Origin of the sequence: Synechococcus sp. Nb3U1, from assembly GCF_021533835.1 — a bacterium.
In the GTDB taxonomy this organism is placed as follows: Bacteria; Cyanobacteriota; Cyanobacteriia; order Thermostichales; family Thermostichaceae; genus Thermostichus.
On record NZ_JAKFYQ010000004.1, the window covers coordinates 40,774 to 66,082 of the forward strand.

The 25,309-nt window shown below is 52.6% G+C and carries 24 protein-coding genes, 1 tRNA gene and 1 other RNA gene; 14 read left to right on the top strand and 12 right to left on the bottom strand.

Annotation, left to right across the window (positions count from 1 at the left end):
• Window positions 1-162 precede the first annotated feature (162 nt).
• Entirely contained in the window at window positions 163-666 is a 504-nt protein-coding gene (gene apcB / locus L1047_RS16245; RefSeq protein WP_235280143.1) for an allophycocyanin subunit beta, read from the bottom strand.
• 239 nt (window positions 667-905) lie between these two features.
• Window positions 906-1,811: a tRNA pseudouridine(55) synthase TruB gene (truB, locus tag L1047_RS16250; protein WP_235280144.1), complete on the bottom strand. Its 906-nt coding sequence runs from the start codon at window positions 1,809-1,811 to the stop codon at window positions 906-908.
• An 82-nt stretch (window positions 1,812-1,893) separates the two neighbouring features.
• Here truB and L1047_RS16255 point away from each other — a divergent pair, with 82 nt between their 5' ends.
• Window positions 1,894-2,910 (top strand): DMT family transporter, encoded by a 1,017-nt coding sequence (locus L1047_RS16255; protein WP_235280145.1) that lies wholly within the window; start codon window positions 1,894-1,896, stop codon window positions 2,908-2,910.
• Window positions 2,911-2,940: 30 nt separating this feature from the next.
• On the opposite strand, the gene trpS is transcribed toward L1047_RS16255, so the two are convergent.
• Window positions 2,941-3,936: a tryptophan--tRNA ligase gene (trpS, locus tag L1047_RS16260; protein WP_235280146.1), complete on the bottom strand. Its 996-nt coding sequence runs from the start codon at window positions 3,934-3,936 to the stop codon at window positions 2,941-2,943.
• Window positions 3,937-4,051: 115 nt separating this feature from the next.
• Between trpS and L1047_RS16265 the strand changes: the two genes are divergently transcribed.
• The 5 genes from L1047_RS16265 to fghA all read left to right on the top strand — a co-directional run bounded on the left by L1047_RS16265 (window position 4,052) and on the right by fghA (window position 7,492).
• Window positions 4,052-4,351 carry a chlororespiratory reduction protein 7 gene (locus tag L1047_RS16265; protein WP_235280147.1) on the top strand — a complete coding sequence of 100 codons (300 nt, stop codon included), beginning with the start codon at window positions 4,052-4,054 and terminating at the stop codon, window positions 4,349-4,351.
• A gap of 116 nt (window positions 4,352-4,467) precedes the next feature.
• On the top strand, window positions 4,468-4,989 hold the full coding sequence (locus tag L1047_RS16270; RefSeq protein ID WP_235280148.1) for a photosystem I assembly protein Ycf3: 522 nt from the start codon (window positions 4,468-4,470) through the stop codon (window positions 4,987-4,989).
• 56 nt (window positions 4,990-5,045) lie between these two features.
• Window positions 5,046-5,339, top strand: coding sequence for an Asp-tRNA(Asn)/Glu-tRNA(Gln) amidotransferase subunit GatC (gene gatC, locus L1047_RS16275; RefSeq protein WP_235280149.1), 294 nt, complete (start codon window positions 5,046-5,048; stop codon window positions 5,337-5,339).
• A 218-nt stretch (window positions 5,340-5,557) separates the two neighbouring features.
• Complete coding sequence (locus L1047_RS16280; RefSeq protein WP_235280150.1) at window positions 5,558-6,556, top strand: FHA domain-containing protein; 999 nt, start codon at window positions 5,558-5,560, stop codon at window positions 6,554-6,556.
• 81 nt (window positions 6,557-6,637) lie between these two features.
• Window positions 6,638-7,492 (top strand): S-formylglutathione hydrolase, encoded by an 855-nt coding sequence (fghA, locus tag L1047_RS16285; RefSeq protein WP_235280151.1) that lies wholly within the window; start codon window positions 6,638-6,640, stop codon window positions 7,490-7,492.
• A gap of 29 nt (window positions 7,493-7,521) precedes the next feature.
• On the opposite strand, the gene L1047_RS16290 is transcribed toward fghA, so the two are convergent.
• The 6 genes from L1047_RS16290 to L1047_RS16315 form a co-directional block, all read right to left on the bottom strand.
• Complete coding sequence (locus tag L1047_RS16290; protein ID WP_235280152.1) at window positions 7,522-10,788, bottom strand: helicase HerA domain-containing protein; 3,267 nt, start codon at window positions 10,786-10,788, stop codon at window positions 7,522-7,524.
• Window positions 10,782-11,399 carry a hypothetical protein gene (locus tag L1047_RS16295; RefSeq protein WP_235280153.1) on the bottom strand — a complete coding sequence of 206 codons (618 nt, stop codon included), beginning with the start codon at window positions 11,397-11,399 and terminating at the stop codon, window positions 10,782-10,784. Before L1047_RS16295 ends, L1047_RS16290 begins: the two co-directional genes overlap by 7 nt.
• A 3-nt stretch (window positions 11,400-11,402) precedes the next feature.
• Window positions 11,403-12,452 carry an endonuclease domain-containing protein gene (locus L1047_RS16300; protein ID WP_235280154.1) on the bottom strand — a complete coding sequence of 350 codons (1,050 nt, stop codon included), beginning with the start codon at window positions 12,450-12,452 and terminating at the stop codon, window positions 11,403-11,405.
• Window positions 12,453-12,551: 99 nt separating this feature from the next.
• Window positions 12,552-12,815 (bottom strand): hypothetical protein, encoded by a 264-nt coding sequence (locus L1047_RS16305; RefSeq protein ID WP_235280155.1) that lies wholly within the window; start codon window positions 12,813-12,815, stop codon window positions 12,552-12,554.
• Window positions 12,816-12,820: 5 nt separating this feature from the next.
• Window positions 12,821-13,078, bottom strand: a complete 258-nt coding sequence (locus L1047_RS16310) for a DUF7219 family protein (protein WP_235280156.1) — start codon at window positions 13,076-13,078, stop codon at window positions 12,821-12,823.
• 232 nt (window positions 13,079-13,310) lie between these two features.
• Window positions 13,311-13,382, bottom strand: a tRNA-Lys gene (locus L1047_RS16315).
• Between the two features lie 80 nt (window positions 13,383-13,462).
• On the opposite strand from L1047_RS16315, the gene ssrA reads away from it, so the two are divergent.
• From ssrA to L1047_RS16335, 4 genes are all read left to right on the top strand, one after another.
• Window positions 13,463-13,867, top strand: a transfer-messenger RNA (tmRNA) gene (ssrA, locus tag L1047_RS16320).
• Between the two features lie 370 nt (window positions 13,868-14,237).
• Window positions 14,238-14,549: a co-chaperone GroES gene (gene groES / locus L1047_RS16325; RefSeq protein ID WP_235280157.1), complete on the top strand. Its 312-nt coding sequence runs from the start codon at window positions 14,238-14,240 to the stop codon at window positions 14,547-14,549.
• A 114-nt stretch (window positions 14,550-14,663) separates the two neighbouring features.
• Window positions 14,664-16,298, top strand: a complete 1,635-nt coding sequence (groL, locus tag L1047_RS16330) for a chaperonin GroEL (RefSeq protein WP_235280158.1) — start codon at window positions 14,664-14,666, stop codon at window positions 16,296-16,298.
• A 112-nt stretch (window positions 16,299-16,410) separates the two neighbouring features.
• The gene (locus L1047_RS16335; RefSeq protein WP_235280159.1) at window positions 16,411-17,202 is read left to right on the top strand and encodes a DUF429 domain-containing protein; all 792 of its coding nucleotides are present in this window, start codon (window positions 16,411-16,413) and stop codon (window positions 17,200-17,202) included.
• Window positions 17,203-17,206: 4 nt separating this feature from the next.
• On the opposite strand, the gene L1047_RS16340 is transcribed toward L1047_RS16335, so the two are convergent.
• Window positions 17,207-17,713 (bottom strand): FHA domain-containing protein, encoded by a 507-nt coding sequence (locus L1047_RS16340; RefSeq protein WP_235280160.1) that lies wholly within the window; start codon window positions 17,711-17,713, stop codon window positions 17,207-17,209.
• Between the two features lie 222 nt (window positions 17,714-17,935).
• On the opposite strand from L1047_RS16340, the gene L1047_RS16345 reads away from it, so the two are divergent.
• Window positions 17,936-18,700, top strand: a complete 765-nt coding sequence (locus L1047_RS16345) for a hypothetical protein (protein WP_235280161.1) — start codon at window positions 17,936-17,938, stop codon at window positions 18,698-18,700.
• Here the strand turns inward: L1047_RS16345 and L1047_RS16350 are convergent.
• Together L1047_RS16350 and L1047_RS16355 are read right to left on the bottom strand one after the other, a co-directional pair.
• Complete coding sequence (locus L1047_RS16350) at window positions 18,682-19,911, bottom strand: AGE family epimerase/isomerase (RefSeq protein WP_235280162.1); 1,230 nt, start codon at window positions 19,909-19,911, stop codon at window positions 18,682-18,684. The two genes, L1047_RS16345 and L1047_RS16350, sit on opposite strands and share 19 nt — an antisense overlap.
• A 50-nt stretch (window positions 19,912-19,961) precedes the next feature.
• A complete protein-coding gene (locus tag L1047_RS16355) occupies window positions 19,962-20,582 on the bottom strand; it encodes a 2OG-Fe(II) oxygenase (RefSeq protein WP_235280163.1) in 621 nt (206 codons plus the stop codon).
• A gap of 114 nt (window positions 20,583-20,696) precedes the next feature.
• Here L1047_RS16355 and L1047_RS16360 point away from each other — a divergent pair, with 114 nt between their 5' ends.
• The 3 genes from L1047_RS16360 to L1047_RS16370 all read left to right on the top strand — a co-directional run bounded on the left by L1047_RS16360 (window position 20,697) and on the right by L1047_RS16370 (window position 25,295).
• Complete coding sequence (locus L1047_RS16360) at window positions 20,697-21,539, top strand: Uma2 family endonuclease (protein ID WP_235280164.1); 843 nt, start codon at window positions 20,697-20,699, stop codon at window positions 21,537-21,539.
• 6 nt (window positions 21,540-21,545) lie between these two features.
• Window positions 21,546-22,118, top strand: coding sequence for a hypothetical protein (locus L1047_RS16365; protein ID WP_235280165.1), 573 nt, complete (start codon window positions 21,546-21,548; stop codon window positions 22,116-22,118).
• 186 nt (window positions 22,119-22,304) lie between these two features.
• Window positions 22,305-25,295: a PAS domain-containing protein gene (locus tag L1047_RS16370; protein ID WP_235280166.1), complete on the top strand. Its 2,991-nt coding sequence runs from the start codon at window positions 22,305-22,307 to the stop codon at window positions 25,293-25,295.
• Window positions 25,296-25,309 lie beyond the last annotated feature (14 nt).

Here is a 25,309-nt window from a genome sequence, read left to right on the forward strand (position 1 = left end):
CCTCCCTTCGGGTGAAGGCTGCCCTTACCTTAGCTTGAACGGGATCCTGGGCACCTAGGCTTTCCAAGTTCCCCTGTAGCGATAGAAAGGGGTATCTCGGCGGATACGCACCGCTTGGCCACAGTAGGGGTGGGGTTTGGGTTGAGAGCGAGCGCTCCAAGCTCAAATATCGGTCTCGCTCAGTCCGTCGCTCAGGTAGTCGAAGGGCTCGGCCACAAAGCTGTAGTCTTCGTCGGATCCCAGCAGCTCCAGGGTGCGCCCTTTCATGTTCTGAATGCCGATCACCGTTGGGGCAATCGGCACGCCAAGGGAGTTGTAGGTTTCCCGCAACCCCGCTAGCACCCGCTCATCCAAAATGCTGGTATCGGCAGCCACCAGAGCATAAGAAGCATAGCGCAGATAGTAGTCCATATCCCGCAAACAGGTGGCATAGCGGCGGGTGGTATAGGCATTGCCCCCCGGACGAATCAAATCCGGTACTTGGGCGAACATGCCCGCAGCAGCCGTCTTGACGATATCCACCGAGTTGAGATTGATCACGTTCACTGCCTTAATGCGCCGTAGCCCCGAGTCATAAAAAGACTTGAGGGCATCCATCGCATCCCGATCAAGGTAGCGGCCTGTCAGGTCGTAGGTTTTGATCAGTGTGGTCACAGCATCACGCATATCCCAAACTCCGTTCCTGTAGCGTCTTTTATTGAATCGGCTGAGATGAAAAAATGAGAAGAGATTTTGCTAAGCGGGATCCGAATGCAAACCTCGGAAAATCGAGCCGGAGCCCAGCAACCGCAATGCCCCAGGCTTCCAATTCGCCCTCAGAAGTTTAACATGCAGGGGTTTCTTGCCGGCTGTGCCCTGAGAGAATAGCAAATGTTGTTACGAAAATGTAACATTTCTGCAACAATTCAGGGATCCGGCAACAACACCCGCAGGGGCTTGAGCCGTGCCTCTTGGCAGTGACCCAAACCCAAAAACTCGCCATCGCTCCCCTGCACGCGTAGGTTTTCTGAAGCCGGGGTGAGGGATCCCACGTCAACCCCCTGACCCTGCTGCCAGCGGTGGGCCATATCTGGGGACAACTGGATCGGATCCCAGTGCAAAAATCCGGTTTCAATCGGCCAGAGCGCAGCGGTGGGATCCGCGGATCCCTGCCATGTATCTAAAGACACACTCTGCTCAATCCGGAATGGGCCACTTTGTAAGCGCCGCAACCGGCTCATCAGGCCCCCACAGCCCAATTTCTCTCCCAAATCGCGGGCAATAGCCCGGATGTAGGTACCCGACCCGCAGGTGATCTCTAGATCCATTTCGGGGAAGTCTCCGGGCCGCCAGTCCAGCAGGTGCAGTTGGTGAATGCTGACGGGGCGAGGTTCGAGTTGCAATTCAGAGGCTTCCACACCGGCACGCGCCAACTGATAGAGCTTTTTGCCCTGCCGTTTAACGGCACTGTAGAGGGGGGGCACCTGTAAAATCTTGCCGACAAACTCCCGCAAAGCCTGCTCCACCAACTCCCGGCCCAGCTCAGCACAAGGGGATCCCACCTGGATCTGTCCTTCGGCATCGTCGGTATCGCTGCGTTGCCCCAGGCGGAAGGTGGCCCGATACACTTTCTCCCCCGGCAAAAAGGACAGAAATCGCGTCGCCCGCCCCACCGCAATCGGCAAAACCCCAGTCGCCGCCGGATCAAGGGTGCCCCCATGCCCCACCTTGCGCGTGCGCAAGACCCGCCGCACTATCGCCACACCATCGTGGGAGGTGAACCCCGCCGGTTTATCCAGGTTGAGAAAGCCCTCTAGGGATCCCATGGCCATCCATCAATCATTAAGATTTGTAACCGAACTGCTTTAGCGCTTAACATAGGGGGTAACTTCTGTCCCCAAGTTTTAAGCACTCATGCCCCAATTTGTCACGTTTTCTCAGCCTATCTGGCAGCGCCTGCTGATGATCGCCCCCTTCTTCCTGTGGGGATCGGCCATGGTGGTAATGCGCGATGCCTTGGCGGAGACGACCCCGCTGTTTATCGCCATTTTGCGGCTGTTGCCAGCAGGGATCCTGGTGCTGGCCTTTCGGCTTTGGCAGGGGCGCGGCTCTGAGGCTGAATCCAACCCCAAACCCTGGCATCCCCAGGGGCTACGGGGCTGGCTGTGGGTGTTGGCTTTTGCCCTAGTGGATGGCACCTGTTTTCAGGGATTTTTGGCTCAAGGGTTAACCGAAACAGGCGCTGGGCTAGGTTCTGTCTTGATCGACTCCCAACCGCTGGCGGTAGCTTTGATGGCCACCTGGTTCTATCGGGAACGGATGGGATCCCTGGGCTGGCTCAGCTTAGGGGTCGGGGTCGTGGGCATTGGTATCATTGGCCTATCCGGGGAGGGATCCCTGCAACTGAACTCCGGCGTGATCTGGATGTTGATGGCCTCTTTGTCGATGGCGATTGGCACCGTGATGATGCCGAAGGTGGCGGAAGTCGCCGATCCAGTCTTGGCGACGGGTTGGCACATGGTGTTGGGCAGCCTGCCTTTGATTCTGCTCTCGGGGCTGACGGAAACTCAACAGTGGCAGGAGTTGAGCGGATCCCATTGGTTGGGCTTGCTCTATGCGTCTGTGCTGGGTAGTGCACTGGCCTATGCCCTCTTTTTCTACTTTGCCTCTCAGGAGAACCTCACCGAATTCAGCTCCCTCACTTTTCTCACCCCTGTCTTTGCCCTTCTGTTTGGCAGCACCTTCTTGGGGGAATCCCTGACGCAGTTGCAATGGCTAGGGGTGGGCATTACCCTCATCTGTGTCTATTTGATCAACCACCGCCAAGAATGGCAGAACCGGCTGCGCCTGGGCTGGAAAGGGATCCTCGCCGAGCTAGGCTTAGGTTGGGTGGTGAGCACCGTCGAAATTCGGGATGGCAACCCAGACTGAGGGAGGAGCAAGGGCTTTTGTAGGGATCCCTTAAGCAGGCAAGAACCCCATGGCATCCCGAACCGTTTGCAGCGTTTGATTGGCAATGGCGCGGGCTTTGGCGGCGTTTTCCCGCATCAGAAAGAGTAAATGGTCGGGGTTACGCCAGAGCTCCTGATAGCGCTGCTGAATGGGATCTAGGGCAGCAACGATGCTGTCGGTGAGGAGCGGTTTGAACTGTCCCCACCCCATCTCGGCACACTCAGCCGTTACCGCTTCTTTGCTCTTACCGGAGGTGAGCAGGTAAATGGTGAGCAGATTATTGGCCTCTGGACGGGTCGGATCGTCGAAGGTAATGCCGCGAATCGGGTCGGTTTTGCACTTCTGAATTTTTTTGCGGATTGTATCGGGATCATCCAGCAGGTTGATGCGGCTCAAATCGGAGGGATCCGATTTGGACATCTTGCGGGTGCCATCCGTCAGGCTCATCACCCGGGCTCCATCTTCCCGAATCAGGGCCTCCGGGATGCGAAACACCTCCCCGAAGCGGTCGTTAAAGCGACGGGCGATATCCCGACTCAGCTCAATGTGCTGTCGTTGATCCTCCCCAACCGGCACATACTTAGGCTGATAGAGCAAAATATCCGCTGCTTGCAAAATCGGGTAGCTGAAGAGTCCGACACTGGTCTCTTCCCCCTGTTTCTCTTTTTTCTCTTTGTACTGGATCATGCGCTCGGCCCAGTTCATCGGGGTGATCGTGTTGAACAGCCAAGCCAATTCGGTATGAGCAGCCACATGCGACTGCACAAACAGCACACAATGCTCCAGGCTGAGACCACAGGCCAAATAAAGGGCAAATAGCGAGCGGGTACGCTCCCCCAACAGCTTCGGATCCTGGGGAACGGTGATGGCGTGCTGATCGACAATGCAAAAGAAGTTTTCGTAGTGTTCCTGCTCGGCCACCCAGTTTTTAATCGCCCCCAAGTAATTGCCCAAGTGCAGTTCACCGGAGGGCTGAATGCCAGAGAAGGTACGTGGCTGGGTCATAGAGCAAAAAGAAGATCGAACAACAAAGCCGCAGGAGTTGCGAAAACTCCTTCAAGGATATCAGGGCAACTGCAGGAAGTTGGCGCATGATGAGAAAGATAGACTGGATTCGCTCATGTCAGACTACGAGCCCGAACAGCTACGTGCCGCTAGCCATTATGTGTTGTTGATGCCAGGATTACCGGAGCAATTTCTCAGCCCTGAGGAGTTACAGGAGTTTCTCGAGCAGTTGTTGCAGGAACATCCCCACCTCGTCGATGCCGATCTGGCCCGTTACCCCACCTCTCAAGCGCAAGCGCAACGGCTGATCGATACGGCTTGTGAAGTAGAAGTTTCCCCCGGCGAGACCCTGCAGTGGCACCCTGTGCGCCTGAACAAGCGAACCTCAAACCCTCTCCATTCCGGATCCCTGTGAGGGTCTAATTGGATATCACTTCATGAAGCTAGGCGGAGGTTTATAGGGAATCTCGGCCTGCGCATGATAAAACGCAAGAGTGTGAAAGATCCCATCTCTAACCCAAGAGGTCAACCATGCCGCGCAGCATGAAGAACGACAACTTCATCGATAAGAGCTTCACTGTCATGGCGGATTTGATCCTGAAGCTAATGCCGGGGGTGAGTTCCGACCAGAAAAAAGCCTTTGCCTACTACCGGGATGGCATGGCCGCCCAGGGGGATGGAGAATACGCCGAAGCCCTGGATAACTACAAAGAAGCCCTTACCTTAGAAGAAGGGGAAGAAGACCGCAGCTACATTCTCTACAACATGGGCTTGATCTACCAAAGCAACGGCGAGATCGACAAAGCCCTCGACCACTACCAACAGGCACTGGAGCTGAACCCGCGGTTGTGCTCTGCGTTGAACAACATAGCCGTCCTGCTACACCATCGGGGCGAAGCCAGCCTAGAAGCTGGGGATGAAGAAACGGCAGAATCCTTGTTTGATGAAGCCGCCCAGTACTGGATCCGCGCCATCCGCATTGCCCCTAACAACTACATCGAGGCGCAAAATTGGCTGAAAATCACCGGGCGAGCCAACCTAGAAGTGTACTAAACAACACGGCTACAGGGAAATGGGTTAACTTAGTAACCGATGCGGCAGAGGGGCTGATGCTGAAACGAGAAGAGGTACAACATGTCGCTCATTTGGCTCGTCTGGAGCTAAGTGAAGAAGAGGAGATCCAATTTACAGAGCAGCTAGCAGATATTTTGGCCTACGTGGAGCAGCTGAAGGAGCTGGATACGGAGGGAGTAGAGCCTACCTTCCACATCTTGGATATGGAATTGCCCACTCGCCCGGATGAGATCCAGCCCTACCCGGATATCGAAGGGATCCTGGCCAATGCCCCCGACCGCGCCGATACTTTTTTCAAAGTGCCCCGCATTCTAGATGCGGAAGATTAGCTAGGGAGCCCTTGCGGAAAGAACCATCCTATTCGCACCCTTTTCTGTTATTTAGAAAGGCTTTAAGAAAGGCTTCAGCCAACTCTTAGGCCCATCTCAGCCATCTGGGGTTCGTTTGTAGCAAAATAGACTCAGACGTGAAAAAATACACATTGCTGCCTTACACGGGTTGACCCTAGTAGCACTTGTGTCCCTGATGCCTTGTAGGAGGGTTGGGCATGGCCAGTTCTGGATCCCCGCAGTTGCGTCATGTGTTGGTGCTAGATGACACACAGGGGCGGCGAGCCCTGATCTTGGATGCGGCCACCTATTCTTTGGGACGGGACCTGCAAAATTCCATTCCCCTGCACTCTAGCTCCATTTCCCGGCAACATGCGCTGCTGCTGAGGGTTCCGGCCAGTTCTGGTTATCGCTACCGCATTTTGGATGGCAATGCCGAGGGCAAACGGAGCACTAACGGGATCCGGCTGAATGGGATCCCTTGTACCTCCCAGGATTTGGAAGATGGGGATTTGATCGAGTTTGGCCCCGATACCAAAGCTCGCTACTACCGCCGCGAAATGGCCGAAGAAGAGATCGGGCTGTATGCCGAGTCGCTGGAGTACCGCAGCATCAAAACCAGCACCGTCAGTCCGAAAAGCACCGATCTGTTCGGAGATAAGCGGGATCGGGTTCTGCTGCTGCAACCCCACGAATATCAACGCAGCGGAGTGCTTCGGCCAGGGCTCCCGCATCCGGTCTTGGGGCTGATCTTTCAAAATCAGTGCTATTATTTCGAGCGGCTATTAGGAACCGACCTAGAGGAGGCCATAGAGCAATGCCGGAGTCGCCTGGAACATCCTCTAGAGGAACGGGAATTTTGTGTATTGATTCAAGACGTGCATGGGTATCGTCTCGCCCTTCATCAACCGCAGTTGGTGGCTGTACCCTACGATAAGTTCCTGGAAACCACCTGTCGACTGATGCGGCGTGGCATTCGCGTGGAGGATCGACGGTGGCGGCTGCGTAAGTTTGAGAAGTGCTTTGTCGGCTTGGATGCCGTGGCCTGGTTGGCGGGCCATTTTCAGATCAGCCGTCCTGAGGCGGTACAGGTGGGCCAAGAGTGTCTCCAGCGCCGCTTGTTTTTGCACGTGCTGGAAGAACAGGATTTTGCCGATGAGGGCTATTACTATCGCTTCCGAGAAGATGGCGGCCCAGAAGAGCGGGTGGTGGGGTAGATTTCACCCCCAACCCAGAATGGGGTAACCGAAGCTGGGTAAGATGTGGCGGGCACTTGTCCAGTCAGGGAACCAGAAGCAATGTCGGACGTGACTCACTCGGTAGAACGGCTACAGCAGCACGGGTGTTTTGGGGGCAGGGTCGAGTTTTATCGCCATGTCTCGCAGAGATGCCGAACGGAGATGCGTTTTTCGGTATATCTGCCGGCCCAGAGGGGATCCCTGCCGGTGCTCTACTGGTTGTCGGGTCTCACGTGTACCGAAGAGAATTTTATGGTTAAGGCTGGAGCCCAACGGCTGGCAGCAGAGTTGGGTTTGCTGTTGGTGGCCCCCGATACCAGTCCGCGCCATTTGGGCCTAACGGGTGAAACCGAGAACTGGGATTTTGGGGCTGGAGCCAGCTTTTATGTGGATGCCACTCAGGATCCCTGGCAGGCTCACTACCAGATGTACAGCTACGTCACCCAAGAGCTGCCAGCCCTCATCCAGGCCCATTTCCCAGCAGATCCAAATCGACAGGGCATTTTTGGCCATTCGATGGGAGGACATGGGGCACTGGTCTGTGCGCTGCGCAACCCGACTCAGTACCGTTCGGTGTCTGCCTTTGCGCCCATTGCCGCGCCGATGCAGTGCCCTTGGGGTCAAAAAGCTTTTACAGGCTATCTGGGATCCAACCGTGAATCCTGGAAAGCCTACGATGCCAGCCAGTTGGTGCTCAGTTCCCAGTGGGATCGACCCATTCTGATCGATCAAGGAGCGGTGGATCCCTTTTTGGCTCAGCAGCAGTTGTTGCCAGAAAAGTTTCAAGCCGCTTGTGCCGAGGCGGGGAAATCTCTAACCCTGCGCTACCAATCTGGTTACGATCACAGCTACTACTTCATCGCCAGCTTCATCGACGATTACCTGCGCCATCATGCAGCTGCCTTGAGAAACTGAGGCAAACACGTCCCTCTACAATGGGACACTCATTTCGGAAGCCATGAAATCTGAAGAACTCGGCTCTTTTCTAGCTTGGTGCGCAAAGAGCGCTCTAGCACCTCTGATTCATTCAAAGGAGTGGAAGCATGATAAGACAAACATAAAGGGGTTTTCACCTTACAGGGAGGAGATAGCTGCTCTGAGGAAACATAAAATTGGCCTACTTTCAAAGTGGGAATATCATCACCAGTCCCTCCCCTCAAGGCAATTTGGTTGCGAACCACATCAATTGCCGCAGGTGAACTGGCTTTGCCAAAAAATTGGGTCAAGCAGTTGGCAATTATGTTGTGATCGATACTTTTTGGTGCTTGCGTAGCAAAAATTAAGCCCAGACCATACTTTCGAGCCTGTGCTGCCAAACGGTTAATACTTTGTTTGCAGACGGTACTTCCTGAAGAGGGCACAAAATCCTTCGCTTCATCAATAACCAATAGCCCTCTGACAGGAGAATCGAGAGGTGCTGGGTTTTTCTTGATCCAGGTAAAGAGAGTCATGGCTAGCTGGTTCAGAAATTGCTGCTGAGCAGAAAGACTAGTAAGCCCAAGCAAGTTGATAATGGACACTCTCGTTTTTGAGGAAGTCTGATTTAACCCCAGCAAAGTCGCTGGATCTAATACTGTCCCACTCTGTCGCAGTAAGCTGTTATTGGCCTTTTCAGCCCTGAGAAGATCTGCCATCTCAAGAGCTCTTTTAGAAGCCTGACTAATTTCTGACCCAGCTTCAGGTGGGAGGTCAGAAAGCAACTCAATAAAGTCATCCAAGGTGCCAGGTTGATGAGTTGCAAAATACGTTAAAGCTAATTTTAGAATGCCTCTTTTCAATTTGGCAGTGCTGGTATTTCCAGAAGCGACAATATCTTGGAGGGCATCATGGGCCATATCAGCAGCCTGATCCAACTCTTCAGGATCTCCAGCTACAGCACCAAAATCAGGCAAAGGAGATAGAGCAAGGGGGTTCCCCGATTCTCGCCCGGGCGTCCAAATGATTACTTCACTCTGTTCAAAATAGTGATCGGCTTTGGCTCTATCTTCTTCATCCCAGGAGTCGGGAATAGATGGCCAGGGATCCCCCATGCGAGCTAAATCATTAGCCCCATCAATCACAATCGAGGGAATCCCAAGCAATGCTGCTTCTTCAACAATCCGCTTGACGAGAACGGTTTTCCCAGAACCACTCCCAGCAAGAATAACAGTGTGCCGCACCAAGTCCTGAATGGGAAGCAAAATAGGATCCCCTACTCGGCTACCCAACAAGCACCTCCCCAGAAAAATATGTTGCTTGTCCAGTTGTGGTTTTGCCGTTGGCTTTGTAGCAGTTGATTCCCGAATAACAGGATTGGCCAGGCTCCCAGTAGAAATCGCCTGAGATGGCTCTTCAGAGGTAGCAAAATTAAAAGGTGGAGATGCTTCTAGTGGCCCGTCAGGGATCCCTGCAAACAGCCACTCTGCTATCGGGGAAAGTGCAGGCAATTTAGAGAGCGGTCGCTCCTGGAGCATCCAAGACTGGAAAGCAGAATGGGTACTAACCTGTTCAAGGGCTGATAAAACCTTCAGCTCCTCTTCAGTCGGCTGCCAGTGGATCCCTCCAGCTGTGAAGAATCTTTGTAGCAATTGCTGCGTTTTTTCGCCACCGGGCAACGGGGAGGTTCTCACCAGAATCATTTTTCTAAACGTGAGGGCTGGGTCAATGCCTGAAGCCGTGATCGCAGCATTGAGGCGAGCTTGGAAGGCTTTGGCGTTCGTTCTTTGTAAAGCCCTGAAACAAAGGTGTCTTTCTCGGTCATTCTCACGGTGGAAAATTAATCTTGCTCTAGCATGGAGCAATGGGAAAGTCTTTCCTCCAGGGAAATTAGTATCGACCTGCGCGTCAATTCCTACGGGGAGATTTCTCTCCATCAAGAGAAAAGTACAAAGACAAGTTAAGCAGGAGCTCCAGTCAGCATCTTTACTTTCTTCTGCCATGTACTGTGCAACATTAACATTCCTTTTGGCATCTTCAAATTGCTGACTAATTTCTCGGAAATCACTGATTTTAGGTGGCGGAGAAATTAAAGTTGCGGATCCCAGCTCTATAACTTTTCCCTCTTTTAGACAATGCTCTCTATGTTCATGACATCGCTGCAAAACACGTCTTGGAGATAGACCTTTAATTTGCTGAAAAAACTCTGGTTTGAAAGGATAAGAAGGATAAGGTGGGACAAAGCCAGTCTTTTGATAAGCATCCGAGAGGCGGAGAGTGATCATCTTCGCCACGATTTCTTCAGAAAGGGAAGTAGATAAGCTTTCTGCCGGCTCAAAGCGTGCTGCGAAGGTGCTAACGGCAGTTTTGGTTAAAATATCCCAGGAAGCCTCTAGACAAGAAATAACGATGAGGGAGCGGAAGGAATTATCCCGCAAACCTATCAAGCCTGCTCCAATGTTGTGAATGATATTCTCTGAAGCTCGTCTTTCTTCTTCTGCTAACACTTCTTGAGGTGTCGATTTAGCAGGTGAGACCGTATGGTGCTGTATCACAATGGGATCCAACTGATCGATGGCGATCACGCTAGGCCCCCGCAAACTCATTAACCAAGATAGTCCTGCTGCTACTTCACTGTGAGAAGGAGAAGCAGACGAAAAACCAAATTTTTTGCGTTCCTCTGGCTCCAGTTCCAACCCTTGTATCCAGTTCGTGCCGATTGCAGAAACAGTGTAATCATTAGAATTAGCCAGAATAATTGCCCGTACGCAGTCTCGATATTTTAGAGTATGGACGCGATCTTGAGTAGACAGCCATTGCAGAGCTCGATTAATCAAGTCACTCAAGTAGTCTTGAGGTGTCTCAGCAATCTCTTCCGAAGTCTGAGGCCTAGGGAGTGCCTGCGTAAAAATCTGGTCGATGATTTTCTGTAACTGGCTTCTACCATTCGGTTCTGCCATGAAGAGAGAGCTAAAATAACCTTGTACCAAGGTTTCCCAAAAGTCTCGTACATCCGTCATGTCAACCAGTACGAATCCTGCCCCTTGCTCAAAGGCTGACTGCCTGAGTAAGCTCAACAGGTGAGTTTTCCCGGCCCCGCCAGCCCCAATCAATGGGATCCCTAAAGGAGAATCTGCCGTAGAGGATCTAAAAAGCTTGTTCAGTCGATCAAATAATTTTTCTCTCACATTGATCTGGAAATCAGGTACATCAAACTTTTGTAGTTCCCAAACCTTTTTCAGGTGAACTACCCAATCAAAATCTGCCTCTTTTAGTGCTTTCAGAGCTTCTAGCATTGTTCAATTTTTAATCGTAGAATGTGTTTTTTGTATCCAAGGATATCAATTGCAGCTGCATCGATCTCGGGAGTGATCGAGAGAGGATCATCTAGAGGCATGATTGCGACTTGATCTTGTGCCTCCATTTGCAGAAGTTCTTGATCCAGGCGATTTCTGGGAAGATCTGAAAGCTTCTTGCGCAAATCAGACAGATAAACCCTCTGGTGTCGCCCCCCCAATTCCTGACAAGACAGAAGGATTCTTTGGTCTAGGGATATAGGCTCCGGGGGACGAATAATATCTACCAAAGACAGATTCTGCCGCTCAAGATAAGACACCAGCTTTGCTAGAACCAACTGCAATACAGCTGCGGCCTGAGGCGATTTAGACCTTTCGATGGCTGATGGTGGAGTCTTGGTTGCCCAATCCCAAGCCTTGTCTGTCAGAACCAAACAGGTTGATCTTTTCCCGCCTTTAACTTGCGTCTTGTATTCAATTAGACCATTCTCCTCCAGAGGTTTTCTATCTCTGGAGCTATGCGCCGGCTTTACCTGAGATTTCGTGGGCTCTTCCCCAGTCAGGATCATCCTCCAGAGCAAAATCTCGTTCTTGGGCAACAGAGGTATCATGGATTAAGCTCCCAAGGTGTTATTCAAAGCTTGGCTCCTAGGGCGCAACCTGACTACATTACGGATCATCTCCAACACCCGTTCACAATCAGACATCACTTGATCATTTGAAATCCGTAGAACCAAATAACCTGAAATCACGAGCTCATAATCTCTCTGACGATCAGCAGTGTAACGATTCCTCCCTCTGTGTTCATCCCCGTCAAGCTCTACGATCAGCTTACCCTCTTCCCAAAGTAGATCCACCTTGAAGGACTGCCCCGTAGTGGTTTGTATAGATTGGTTGAAGCTGAACAAGCCTTTTAACTCTGCATCACATTCAATTCGCTTTGCCAGCAGCTGCTCCATCTGACTGCCAGGATGAGGGGATCCCCTCTGGCCCAGAACCACTCTAACCGAGGTGTCAAGGAACTCAGTAGGTGCTGGCAGTTGAAGTTCAAGGGCACTGTATCCTATCGAGGCAAGTTCTTCGTGGTGGGCAAGGGCAGTAGGTACCAGCAAAACAACCCGAACCTTACTCTGGTCAGCCAGCCAGGATGCTGCTTTTGCCAAACCCAACAGGTACATCGAGCGCGGCTGGGGATCATCGGTGACCAAAGCCAGGGTTAAACCCTTGGGGCTGATGGCCTTGATCAGCTGCTGTACCTGCAAAGATCTGGGAAGCTTTGTTAACTGGGGAGGAATATTGTTCTCACACAAAGGGACTACCGCTTTCAACCACATAGTGGAGATCGATGGATCTACTTCTACTGAGATGGCTTGTATACGGAGGTGATTCAGCCATATCTCTTCTGCAGCAGTGCTTTGAGTGAACCACTGTGTTTGCCCATACCAATTAGGCCAAAGGGACAACGCCACCTTCGCCAATACACTGAGGCACTCATCAATAATCGTCTCTTGGGCTGGAACTTGGTGCCAGAGCTTAGAAACAAGAACTTCGTCTTGCTGTTCCGCCACTTCTGCTAGCAAAGTTAGGGTTTGTTCCACAGAGGGAGAAGACAACACCTTCACCTCACCCGCATTCCCTAACTCTTCCCAACAGAAATTAACCATGAGGCTTTCCTCCTTTTCTCAGGTTCGTCAGCCTCATCATGACTGAGGGGTGGACAGAGTACCTCTAGGGATCCAGAAATTCCAAACCTACAGCAAACCTTAAATAGAAATCGAGTTGTGCCCATCCCTACCCAGTATGCGAAACTCTCTGGCCTCTAGCGAGACCACCCAAACTTCACCCAGATCATCGATCTGCACCAACCAACGCCCCGTCCACGCATGGCAGCCTTTCCCCGTTTCAGCACAACATTCTTTGCCCAGTACATAGCCCTGTCGCCCCATCAAATACGGCGGATCCAAGATCTCCACCCGCTCTGGTAAGGCAACAGACTCTGACTTTGGACGAGGATCTTTCCTGTTCAATAGCTCTACTCCCCCTGCCCAATCCCCAGTGCTTTACAACTGCGTTTCAGGATTTTCCAAAAGTGACGAATCTGACCGTAAGCTTCTATCGGGGTGAGCTTGCCGTTGGCGGTTAAGTTACTGACATAACCAACCCGCTGGCTGAATTCCTGCAAATTGGCATCAAACACCAAGTTGGCAGGGGTAAAAGTGCCGTGGTAGGAGTGGCGAGGATAGAGAAATTCCTGCAGTTCCGGCGAGCGAGATGGATCCCTTTCTGTCATGACCTATCCTTCTACAACGACAACTGGCTTGTCTCTTGAATTTAACCTTCCCTTAACCTCTGATGGGGGATATTTATCATTCTTGTTGAATGCTCCAAAAGGCCGCTGCTAGCCTACTCGCAAGGCTGTTCAGGAAAGGCGCGATGCTGGACTAGCGTTCCCGAATAATTCCCGAATAAATTTAGGCGGTGCAGGGTTCTGAACTGGTGACTTGACTGATTGTTTGTAGATATGGGTCGGCAGGGATTCGAACCCTGGACCAATCGGTTAAAAGCCGAATGCTCTACCGCTGAGCTACCGACCCTAATTTGCAGCTTTACCATCCTAGCAGAGTCACTTCGCAATGTCTCGAGTTTTTTGCTATGCTGGGATCAAGTCAACCCTGGGGCTGTAACGGTTTCGACGGGGTGGCGAACAAGGGTTCATGATACAGGTCGGGATTGAGCTTATCCCGTTATCACCAGGCTCAAAACAAGTACGTGCGAACAACGTCGTACCCTTTGCTCGTAAAGCTGCCGTTCTGGCTGCCTAAGGCTCAGTAACCTAAAAACTTACTCTTGAGCTCGAGGATCCCCTCACGACCCCGTTAAGTGGGCGGATCAAACCCTCAACGGGTGCAGCTCTCTTCTTTGGCTCCGTCAAGAGAGAGACCAAGATCCGACGGAGACATCCCATCACCGGGATCTAAACGGTGCTCCCCGCCCCTAGGGTAAGAGGGGCTAAGCCTGTGAATGAGTGATCCCCCATTACCCATCTCGGACACGGGTTCGACTCCCGTCAGCTCCATCCTCTAGGACGATCCAGATAATAGAACAATCCAGATAACTCCACTCCACTGCCCTCCACTCGGATGGCTGCTGCTAGCTTCGCAGAAGCAGGCTACCCAGCTTGGAGAAAAGATCAAGCCCGTATTCAACACGGTATCCAGGAGACCTTAGCGGTTCAGCGCTTCGATGAACCCGTAATGTAGGGGGATCCGTACCCAACCGCACCGACAAAAGGGGGGATCCCAGCGAGGAGGGGCTATTGTCAGCGAGAAAACTAGACTGGTAAACTAGCACTCGTAAGTCGAGAGTGCTAAAACTCCGATTTGCGCAAGCTTAGTTCACAACTCAAAACCTTCAGCTTCGTGCTTTAGGCATCACGGAGGATATTTGTCATGGCTGCAGTAGCTCTTAATGTTTCTACACTGAAGCCTCTGGGCGACCGCGTATTGGTCAAAATCGCTCAGCAGGATGAAAAAACCGCGGGTGGGATTTTCTTGCCCGACACCGCTAAAGAAAAGCCCCAAGTGGGAGAAGTGGCCGCTGTTGGCCCCGGCAAGCGCAACGATGACGGCAAACTGGTGGCAATGGAAGTGAAAGCAGGCGACAAAGTGCTCTATTCCAAGTACGCCGGAACCGAAGTCAAGCTGGGCAGCGATGAGTACGTGCTGCTAGCTGAGCGCGACATTCTCGCCATTGTTCAGTAATTGGCAGTAATTGGCAGTAGTTGGATCTAACTGGATCCCTAGATCCGGATTTCTGGATCCCGTCCTAATGTCCTTACTCATTCACTTTTCACTTTCAACTTTGAGAGGTTGATCATGGCGAAATCGATCATTTTTAGTGAAGAAGCTCGTCGTGCCCTGGAACACGGCATGGATGTACTGGCGGAAGCCGTAGCCGTTACCCTTGGCCCCAAAGGGCGCAACGTGGTGCTGGAGAAGAAGTTTGGCGCACCGCAAATCATCAATGATGGTGTAACCATTGCCAAAGAAATTGAGCTGGAAGACCACATCGAAAATACGGGTGTATCTCTGATCCGTCAGGCTGCTTCCAAGACCAACGATGCCGCTGGGGATGGCACCACCACAGCGACCGTCTTGGCCCACGCCATGGTGAAGGAAGGCTTGAAAAATGTGGCGGCAGGCGCGAACCCCATCTCCCTGAAGCGAGGCATCGACAAGGCAGTAAAGTTCTTGGTGGACAAAATTGCTGAGCATGCTCGCCCAGTGGAAGATTCCAAAGCCATTGCTCAAGTGGCAGCTATCTCTGCCGGTAACGACGATGAAGTCGGTCAGATGATCGCCGAGGCCATGGACAAAGTGGGCCGCGAAGGGGTGATCTCCCTAGAAGAAGGCAAGTCCATGACCACCGAACTGGAAGTCACCGAAGGGATGCGCTTCGACAAGGGCTACATTTCCCCCTACTTCGCCACCGACATGGAGCGGATGGAAGCCATCCTCGAAAACCCCTACGTCCTGATCACCGACAAGAAGATCACCCTGGTTCAGGATCTGGTGCCGGTGTTGGAGCAGGTGGCCCGTTCCGGTCGTCCGCTGTTGATCATCGCCGAAGATATCGAAAAAGAAGCTCTGGCCACTCTGGTGGTGAACAAGCTGCGTGGTGTGCTGAATGTGGCTGCGGTGAAGGCACCTGGCTTTGGGGATCGCCGTAAGGCCATGCTAGAGGATATCGCTGTGCTGACCGGCGGCGAAGTGATAACCGAAGATCGAGGTCTGAAGCTAGAAAACGCCCGTGTGGATTCCTTCGGCTCAGCCCGTCGCATCACCATTACCAAAGACACCACTACCATCGTGGCGGAAGGGAACGAAACGGCTGTTAAGGCTCGTTGCGAGCAGATCAAGCGGCAGATCGAAGAAACTGAGTCCAGCTACGACAAAGAGAAACTGCAGGAGCGCTTGGCCAAACTCTCTGGCGGTGTGGCGGTGATCAAAGTCGGTGCGGCCACCGAAACCGAAATGAAAGACCGCAAGTTGCGGTTGGAAGATGCCATCAATGCCACCAAAGCGGCTGTGGAAGAAGGGATCGTTCCGGGCGGTGGTACTACTCTGGCTCACCTCATTCCGGGCATTACCGAGTGGGCTGCGGCCAACCTGTCTGGGGATGAATTGAGTGGGGCTAATTTGGTGGCGCGTGCCTTGGGATCCCCCCTGCGGCGTATTGCTGAAAATGCCGGCCAAAATGGGGCAATTGTGCTGGAGCGTGTCAAAGAGAAGCCCTTTGATACTGGCTACGATGCCCAGAACGATGTCTATGTGGACATGTTCGAGGCGGGCATTGTCGATCCGGCCAAAGTCACCCGTTCGGCTCTGCAAAATGCGGCTTCTATCGCGGGTATGGTGCTGACCACCGAAGCGATTGTGGTGGATAAGCCCGAACCGAAACCAGCGGCTCCGGCGGCTGGTGGCGGCGGCATGGGTGACTACGACTACTAATGGTTGCGGGTGTTGGCGATCTTGTCTGTCGCCAACTCATCCTGAATTAGCCTATTGGGATCCCTTCGGGGATCCTTTTTTTTCATTTTCATGGGTAACGGGAGTATGTTTTGTGGCTCAGCTGATTTGCATGGGTTTAGATCTGGCTTGGTCACCCCGTAATCCCTCTGGCATTGCGACGTTGCAAGTCATCGGGGATCCTGAACTGGGGAGATTGACGGGGATCCTCGTCGATAGCCGGATTGCGCAAAGCAACGCAGAAATTCTGGACTACATTCAAACCCAGGCGGGAACGGATCCCTGTTTGCTTGCCGTGGATGCCCCATTGCGTGTCCCCAATATGACTGGACAACGGCAAGCTGAAGCAGAGCTGAACCAGGTGTTTCGTGCTTACGAAGCGGGAGCCCACCCGGCCAATCGACGGTTATTGGAAAAGGATGGACAGGTACGGGGAGAAGTATTGGTGCAAGCCTTATCTAACTGTGGCTTTCAGGAACAAGCGGAGATCCAACAGGGAATCCTCACCCGACAAATCACCGAAGTCTTTCCCCACAGTGCCATGGTCAGCTTGTTTGGCCTCAGCCGTACCCTCAAGTACAAAGCCCGCCCCAAACGTACCTGGCAGGAACGACAACAAGCGTGGCATCTCTACCAGGAGCATTTGCAGTCGCTGACAATAGCGGATCCAGCGCTATCAGGCCATGAGGGACTATTACAAGTGGATGTGGGATCCCTCAAAGGGTGCTCCCTGAAAAACTACGAGGATCAAGTGGATGCCCTGATGTGTGCCTATATTGCTCTCTACGGCTTTCGCTGGGGATGCGAACGTTGCCACAGTTTTGGCAATTGGGAAGAAGGGCACATTTTCACCCCTCTGCCTAGGGGGCTCTGGTCAAGTGAATGAACTCTCATCCTTTTGAGGGGCGCTCCAGCCGGGTTTGGTGGGGATCTGAAATTTCTGCCTTGACACTGCGAAAATCTACCCGTTCGGTGTAGCGATCAAATTCTTCATCCGTCAGATTGGCACTGGCGTAATAGCCTGCTGTCACATCGCTGCTGAAGATGATGATGTCGCCGTGAACCAGATCGTGATCCTGAACACGGTGCCCATTGACCGTGATGCCGTTGGTGCTGCGCTTGCCCTCTAGGTTGCCATCGATAATGCGAAACCGGTAGCCCTTGCCTTTGAGTCCTGGCATGCGCAACAAAATGGCGTGTTGGCGGGAGACAAAGTTGGAATTGAGCATGATGGCACTAGCCGGATCCCGTCCGATGGAATAGGTAGCGGCCTCCAGAGAGATGGTGCGTCGTCCCTTGGTATCTTCCACAACCAAGACATGACGAACCTGTCGGCGTTGGCCCTGTGTATCGCTGTCTTTGTCGAGGGGCGCCACAATCACTCCTGGCAAAAGCATCGGCTCCCACGCGGGGCGGGGATGTCTTGTTTGTATCATTATCGACGTTTGCCCTCCAAGCCATTAGCTTGATAGTGGCAGGCTTGTGGTGGCCCAAGCGGTGATTCGGATCGCTTGGCCCGTCATCTTTTGGCCAGATCCGCCCAAGTTTCCCTTGACGGAGCAGCATCTCTGAGCGCGTATTGAATTCTACACCTTCCTCACAGTCTGATGTCTTCTTTTATGCAACGCAGTCTACGGCTTTGGGTAATGGGCTGGTCGATGGCTCTGATCCTGACTGTGGCGGGCTGGGGATCCCTGCATCCTTGGGCTCCTCATGGCTTTGGGGTAGAAGCGCTACAGGCACAAGCCCAAGCTCAAGCGCTACCGGAACCGGTGCGTCTGCAGTTGCCCCCCGGATTGGCTCGCTATACCTACGATCGATCCGTTGGAGATTATCTGGAGGAGATCGACTTGCGCTTGCCAGGTGGGGCTTATGTCCAGTGGGCGATCTACCCGATTCCGATTTACATCCAGGCGGATCACGCCCAATGGAAAAGCTTCGTCGAGCAGGCGGTGAAGGATTGGTCGGTTTACATCCCGATGAAGGTGGTGGCCAAGGAGGAAGATGCTTTTTATGGGCTGAGCATTTATCGTGTTCCTCCGATTGGGGGTGGGGTGGCGGGGGCAGCCCGTCCAGAGTTTTTCTTCGCTTCGGATGGCTCTTTGCAGCAGCGGGTACGCATCATTATCGGGGAAGGACAGGGTCTGGCGGAAGTGACAGCGGTTGCCCGGCATGAAATTGGGCACGGTTTGGGGTTGTGGGGGCATAGCCCGAATGTGCGGGATCTAATGTATGGCGGTCACCATGCGGCGGCCACGGGCAATCGGCGGGTGTTGCGGGTGCCTGGCATCACCAGCCGTGACCTGAATACCCTCAAGCGAGTTTATGAACAACCGACGTTGATTGGGCAGGTGTTTCCGGAGGCTTATCGCCGCTTGTTTTGAGGGTTCACTCCCTGCTGATCTAGGGCATAACTCAGCCATTGATCTGCCAACATCAGGGCACGCGGCACATGGAAGCAGCCTTTGTAGGGGCCGCCCTTGAACCGTTGCGAAACTCGCCCTTGTCGATCTAGGTAGCCAAACCACTCTCCATACTCAGGATCCGGAAAGCGAGCAAAAGTATAGTTTGCTACTTGCTCGAAGCGCTGCCACCACTCCAGAGATCCGGTCATCCCGTAGGCCGCCAGAGTCGCCACCAACGCCTCACAATTGGGCCACCACAGCTTGAGGCTCCACTCCAGCTGCACCGGAGAATAGCCCTCCCGATCCAGAAAATAAAACAATCCTCCGTATTCTGCATCCCACCCCACCTCCAACGACCCAGCGATCATCTCCAGGGCCATGGTTCGCAGGGATCCCTGGGGATCCCCTATTCGCTCCCCGTATTCCAACAGAAACCAGCCAGCTTCAATGGCATGACCGGGGTTAAGCAGCCGCCCTTCTGGGGTATTCAACAGAGATCCATCAAGAGCGACAGTTTCCAAAACCAGATTCAGCTCCCGACGATGGTGCAGCCGGATGCGGGCCAAACACCACTGTTCTTGCTCTGGATAGGATCCCGCCAATTCCCCGATCACATTCAGCAGGATCATTGGAATGGCTAACTCGCTCACCGCAGGGGATCCCGGCCAATGGGGACGGCCCAAGGGGAGGGGATGGGAGGGGCTACCACCGACCCAGCTCCAAATGGCAGCGAACACCCGTTCGGCTTCTTGCATCAGATTGGGATCCCCGAACAAACGAGAACACTCCGCCAAGGCCATCACATAAAAGCACTCGGAGAAAATCTTCCGTTGCAGATAAACCGGTTGCCCCTCACGACTTAGGCAGAAATACACCCGTTGGTCTTGAGGGCGATAGGCAAACCGACGCAAAAAGTGGAGGCCCAACTGCACAGCTTCAACCCAACGATGTTGGTCAGAATGCTCAGGGTAGCTTCGGCAAAGACGCGCCAACATCCATACTTGCCGCCCCTGCAGCCAGACATATTTTTTGTCGTCGTAGCGTTGGCCATTGCGATCTAGGCAGTTGAAATAACCACCACACTGCCAATCGAGGGAGTGATTGAGCCAAAAGGGGATGACCTGCTGCCAGAGTTCTCGCTGAATACGCTCTTGCCAGGTTTTGAGTGAGGTGGACAAGTCTGTGGGCATCAGTATGCTCCCTCCTGTGTACCCCATCACAAGCTGAATCACAAGCTGAATCACAAATTGAACGCAGCTTTTATGCGCACCCGCGATTCAATAACCATTACGGGGATGGAGCTTAATTCCAGAGCTTCCAAGTCGTATTGTTCACACACCAAACTCAGTCGGGATCCAGGGCTTTCTAAAGGTTGTACAGCATGGGTGAGATCCCCTTGAAAGTAGAGCAGTGTATTCCGTTTGGGGCGAATTTGGCCCACCTGTCGTTTGCCTTGGCTGAGCACCAAAGACCCTCCCCGCAAGGGATCCGGCACCTCCAGATACAGCACACTCACCCAAGCAGGCGGTTGAACCGTTTTGCAATAGGAGTGCAGACTGCGGTCAATATGGGGATCCACACGGGATCCCTCGCCAAGGAGCAGGGGGTTCAAATAAAAGGCATTGCACTCTGGCAACAACACCTGCTCTAGGTAGGGGGCAAAAAAAGGAAAGAACCGCAACACTTGCTCCAGACCATCACGCCGAAAAGCCACCGAAAAGCCGCGCGTACCGACGAAATCTCGGTTCAGGTTATTTACCCCCAAATAGGGGCAGGCGAGAATGTGACCCCGCAAAGCTTTCAGGTCATCACCGGGCAAAAAGTGGGGATGTTGGTGAAAGTAGACCAAGGCAGTCGGCAAAGCAGCTTCACCATCCTGGCATCCCCATCCAGAACATCCACCCCAGATTGGGTCAAAAACTGACAAAGCTGACGGACGTTATCCTAAAGGTGTCCCCAAGCACGGGATCCCTGCATGACCACAACCTTCCCCACCCCTCCCATAGCAGCTAGCAGCGACGAGCTGGCCGAACGAGGCTGGAAAATGGAGCGTTGGATCGATGCCGATGGGAATGAACGATTGATCCAAGTCCCCCTGACCCCAGAGGAATTTCTGCATCCTGAGGAGGGTTACCACTTGCCCAGCAATACCTTTCACGACCGTGTCAGTAGCAATTTGAAAGATATGCTCCGGCGGCGCTATTCGGCGCAACCCGATGTGGGCGTATTTGGCGATCTCCTGATTCAGTGGGGCATTGAAGGCTTGGGAAACCATTGTCCAGACGTGTTCGTGGTGTTTGGCCTTCGAGACCGGGAGCAGCAGCGAGAGAGCTTTCCAGTGCTTGCAGAAGGAGTCAAGCCCAGTTTGATCCTTGAGGTGGTGTCACCCCGTTATCGCAAAGAAGATCGCCAAGACAAAGTTTGGGACTACGCTCGGGCCGGGGTAAAAGAATATATCATTTTCGATCACCGCTGGCAGCGGGGGGTTTGGATTGATGAAATATTGGGTTACCGCCTCAAACAAGGGATCTATCTGCCCCTCACCCCGGACGAAGAGGGGCTGATCCTGAGCGAACAAACGGGACTGAGAATGGGTTTACAAGAGGGCCGCGTGCTGCTGGTGGATGCGCAGACGGGGGAAAAGGTGCCCACTGCTCAGGAATGGGAGGCCATTGCCCTACAGGAGCGACAAAGGGCTGACCAAGAACGACAAAGGGCTGACCAAGAACGAGAGCGGGCGGAACGATTGGCACAACGTCTACAGGCCTTGGGTGTTGACCCTGATCATGACCCTAATCAAATGGTAAAAGACCCATAACAGTTCATGGCCCAACTGCACCTGCATTTAATGGAACGAAACCCCAAACGGCTGCGGATTGCTCTGCGACCGTTCACCTCTAGGCAACTTTTGTTGCGGGCGGCAGTGGGCTTGCTGCTGCTGATTTTGGGATCCCAATTTTGGGGGCGATCCCTTTTGTTTGGATTGATCAGCATTGGGGCGGGGTTGGGGATTGGGATCCCTTGGGGATTGGGCCATACCTTGAGTTTGGATCGAGTCAGCCAAAAGGTTTCATTCACCCGGCATCGGGGCCCTTGGGGAGTGTGGCGACAACGAGTGTTTTCCTACCCCTTAGCCCAGTTGCAAACGGTGCATGTATATCGCACGGGCCGAGAAGTTTTGGATAATCAAGCTCAAGACAGTTTTCAAGTACAAAGCCAAGTGCGATTGCGGTTTCACCAGGAAGAGTTTGAACAAGAAGCTGACCCGAATCAAGTTAGAGAAGAAGCGATCGCTCACTTTACTAGCCAATCGGGTGTGAAGGGCACAGAGCCAGAAGCGTTTGTGTTGTCGGAGCGCCTAGTACGTTGGATCCAACCCTACCTGCCCCCTCAGTAACTGCGATCTTCTGAACACTGCTCCCTTCTCTCTTTTCTTTTTTCTTTAGAAGGCTTATCAACCACAGATCCCTTGACATGTGCTCGACCCGACACCTGCAGCACATGAATTATGAAAATCATAGAAAAATAAAAAGTTCTGCCAAAAAATGTTAATAATAGTACCACCTACAATTGAGCTAACTGAATGAGCGACTTCAACGTTTTACCGGATTGGCTTTTTGTTGTCCTCTGGGGGATCTCACTGGCGGCAGTAGGGTACTGGCAAAAACAGAAGCTCAAGCACACCCAAGAAGGTTTCCCTGACCTGATCACACTGGCGCAGGCCGATACCACGGTACTGGAGTGCAACAGCGTCTACCAAAAGCTGCTGGGGGACTGGCGGGGCAAACGCTGGATCGATGCAGTACCCTCTGCCGAGCAAGCCTTGGTGCGAGAAAAGTTAGCCCAACTGACTCCCGAACAACCGACCTTCATCTCGGTCAATTCCTTGCTCGGTGTTGATGGGGAAATGCGTTGGATTGAGTGGATTAATCAGGGCCTGTTCGACCGACGGGGCCGATTGCAGTTCATCCGCGGGGTAGGCCGGGACGTGACCGAGCGAAAACGGCTGGAATTGGATTTACAAGAAAGCAAAGAGCGCTTCCGAGAAATGACTGAGGCCATCGATGCAGTCTTCTTTTTACATTCTGCCGACTTTAGTGAAGTGCTCTACAACAGTCCTGCATGTGAACGAATTTGGGGGTATCGGCCGGAAGAGCTCTACGCCCAACCGGACTTGTGGTTCCAAAGAGTGCATCCTGAGGATCGACCCAAACTATTACAGGCAATATCTCAGGTTCATCAGGGAGAGCAATCCAGGATTTATCGTATTCTTCACCCTGATGGTACACTGCGTTGGTTACAGAGCCGTTGTTATCCAATTTTGAATGACCAAGGAGAAATTACTCGTATTGCTGGAGTTACAGAAGATATTACTGAACAAAAACAAGCTGAGCTAGCTTTACAAGAGAGTGAAAAGCGCCTCAAGGCAATTTTAGATGGGATCCCATTTCCCATTTTTCTCAAGGATTTGCAGGGAAGATATATCCATGTCAATACTACTTATTTGCAACTGGAGAAACACAGTCTTGACGAGATTATTGGCAAGACGGATGCTGAGCTTTTCTTGCCAGATCATGCACTGTACTACCAACGAGAAGATCGCGCTGCTCTAAAATCCCATCAGCCAATTTTTTATGAACAAGTCGTTCCTTATCCCAGCCGAGAGATTACCAGTTGGGTAACCAAGTTTGCCCTGCGAGATGTGAATGGGGATCCCTATGCCATCTGTGGCATTTGTGTGGATATTACGTTTCTCAAAGCTGCTCAGGATGTGCTCTTTCAAGAGGCTGAACGAGAACGGTTATTAGGGGCCCTGTTGCAGCGTAGCCGGCAAACTCTGGATTTGGATCAAATTTCGCAAACGACGGTGATGGAGGTTCGAAAATTTTTACAAGTAGATCGGGTGATGATCTATCAACTCAAAGAAGGTATGGGTGGAATTATCACTGCCGAATCGGTGGTAGATCCCTGGCCTAGCCACCTGGGGCGCTCCGTTTGGGATGATTCTTTCCAAGCGGATCCCTGTTATCAAAAGTATTGTAGAGGCTTTGTCCAGGTGTTGGGGGATATTCGGGCTGCCCATTTGGATCCCTGCTATCAAGAGTTACTGGATTCCTTCCAAGCACAAGCCAACCTGGTGGTGCCGATTCGAGATGGTGCCTCAGGGGAAGATCTATGGGGGCTACTGGTGGCCCAACATTGCCAATCTCCACGATTTTGGGAGGATTGGGAAATCCACTTGCTACAGCAACTGGTGTCACAACTGACGATTGCTTTACGACAAGCTCAACTTTACAAGCAGGTGCAAATTTTGAATCAGACCCTAGAAGAAAACATTCAGAAGCGCACCTTTGAGCTGCAACGTTCTCTACAATTTGAGGCGCTTCTTAAGCGCATTACCGATCGTGTGCGGGACTCTCTTGATGAAGCTGAAATCCTCGGCAGTGCCGTGCAAGAATTGGGAGAAAACTTAGATGTGGATGGCTGCGATATTGGCCTCTATAATGCCGAGCACACAGTCTCTACCATCACCTACGAGTATTGTCCGCGGATAGGATCAGCTCTGAACTCTTCCACCCCGATGGTAGGTGGCGTTTATGACGATCTTTACCATCAACTGACGCGGGGGCAATCCTGCTTGTTTTGCTTTATCTCTCCCAGCCTGTTACGCCCCGAAAAAGCTCACAGCGTAGTGTTTGCTTGTCCCCTCACAGACAAAGATCAAATCTTAGGAGACTTGTGGGTATTTCGCCGCTCTGGGGATTGCTTCGATGAGCAGGAGCTGCGGTTGATCCATCAGGTGGCCAATCAATGTGCCATTGGTTTGCGTCAGGCCCGCCTGTTTCAAGCTACACAACAGCAGGTGATGGCTCTAGAACAACTGAACCAACTGAAAGATGACTTCATTAGCACTGTCAGCCATGAGTTGCGCACGCCTCTAACCAGTTTGAAGGTTGCTTTGCAAATGCTCCAGGTTACACCGCCTGGGGAGAAACAAGCGCAATACTTGGCCATTGCCCAGCGGGAATGTCGCCGTGAAATTGAACTCATCAACGATTTGTTGGATCTACAACGGTTGGAGGCGGGTGCTTATACCCTGGATATTCGTACCCTGACTTGGGAGGCCCTTCTGGGAGATTTGCTCTCTATTACTAACGAACAGGCCCAGTCTCGGGGACAACAGTTTGAAGCGAGTGTTCCTCTGGATTGTCTGGTTAGCACCGAGCCGACCCTGTTGGGTCGCATTTTACGGGAACTCCTCTACAACGCGGTCAAATATACGCCTGCCCAGGGATCCATTTGCCTGCAGGTAGAGCCGGGCTTGCAACAAATTTGTCTGCGAGTGAGCAACACTCAGGAGATCCCTCCAGAAGAGTTGCCCCGCATTTTTGAGCGCTTTTATCGCATTGGCAGCCGTAACCCCTGGAAAGAAGGGGGTACCGGTTTGGGCTTGGCGCTGGTGAAACAAATCATCGACCGCTTAAAGGGATCCCTAGCGGTGACCAGCGAGAACGGTTGGACAACTTTTACCCTCCACATCCCGCAGATGCAGGAAGAGGCCGCCCTAGATTAGGGCCTAGATTAGAG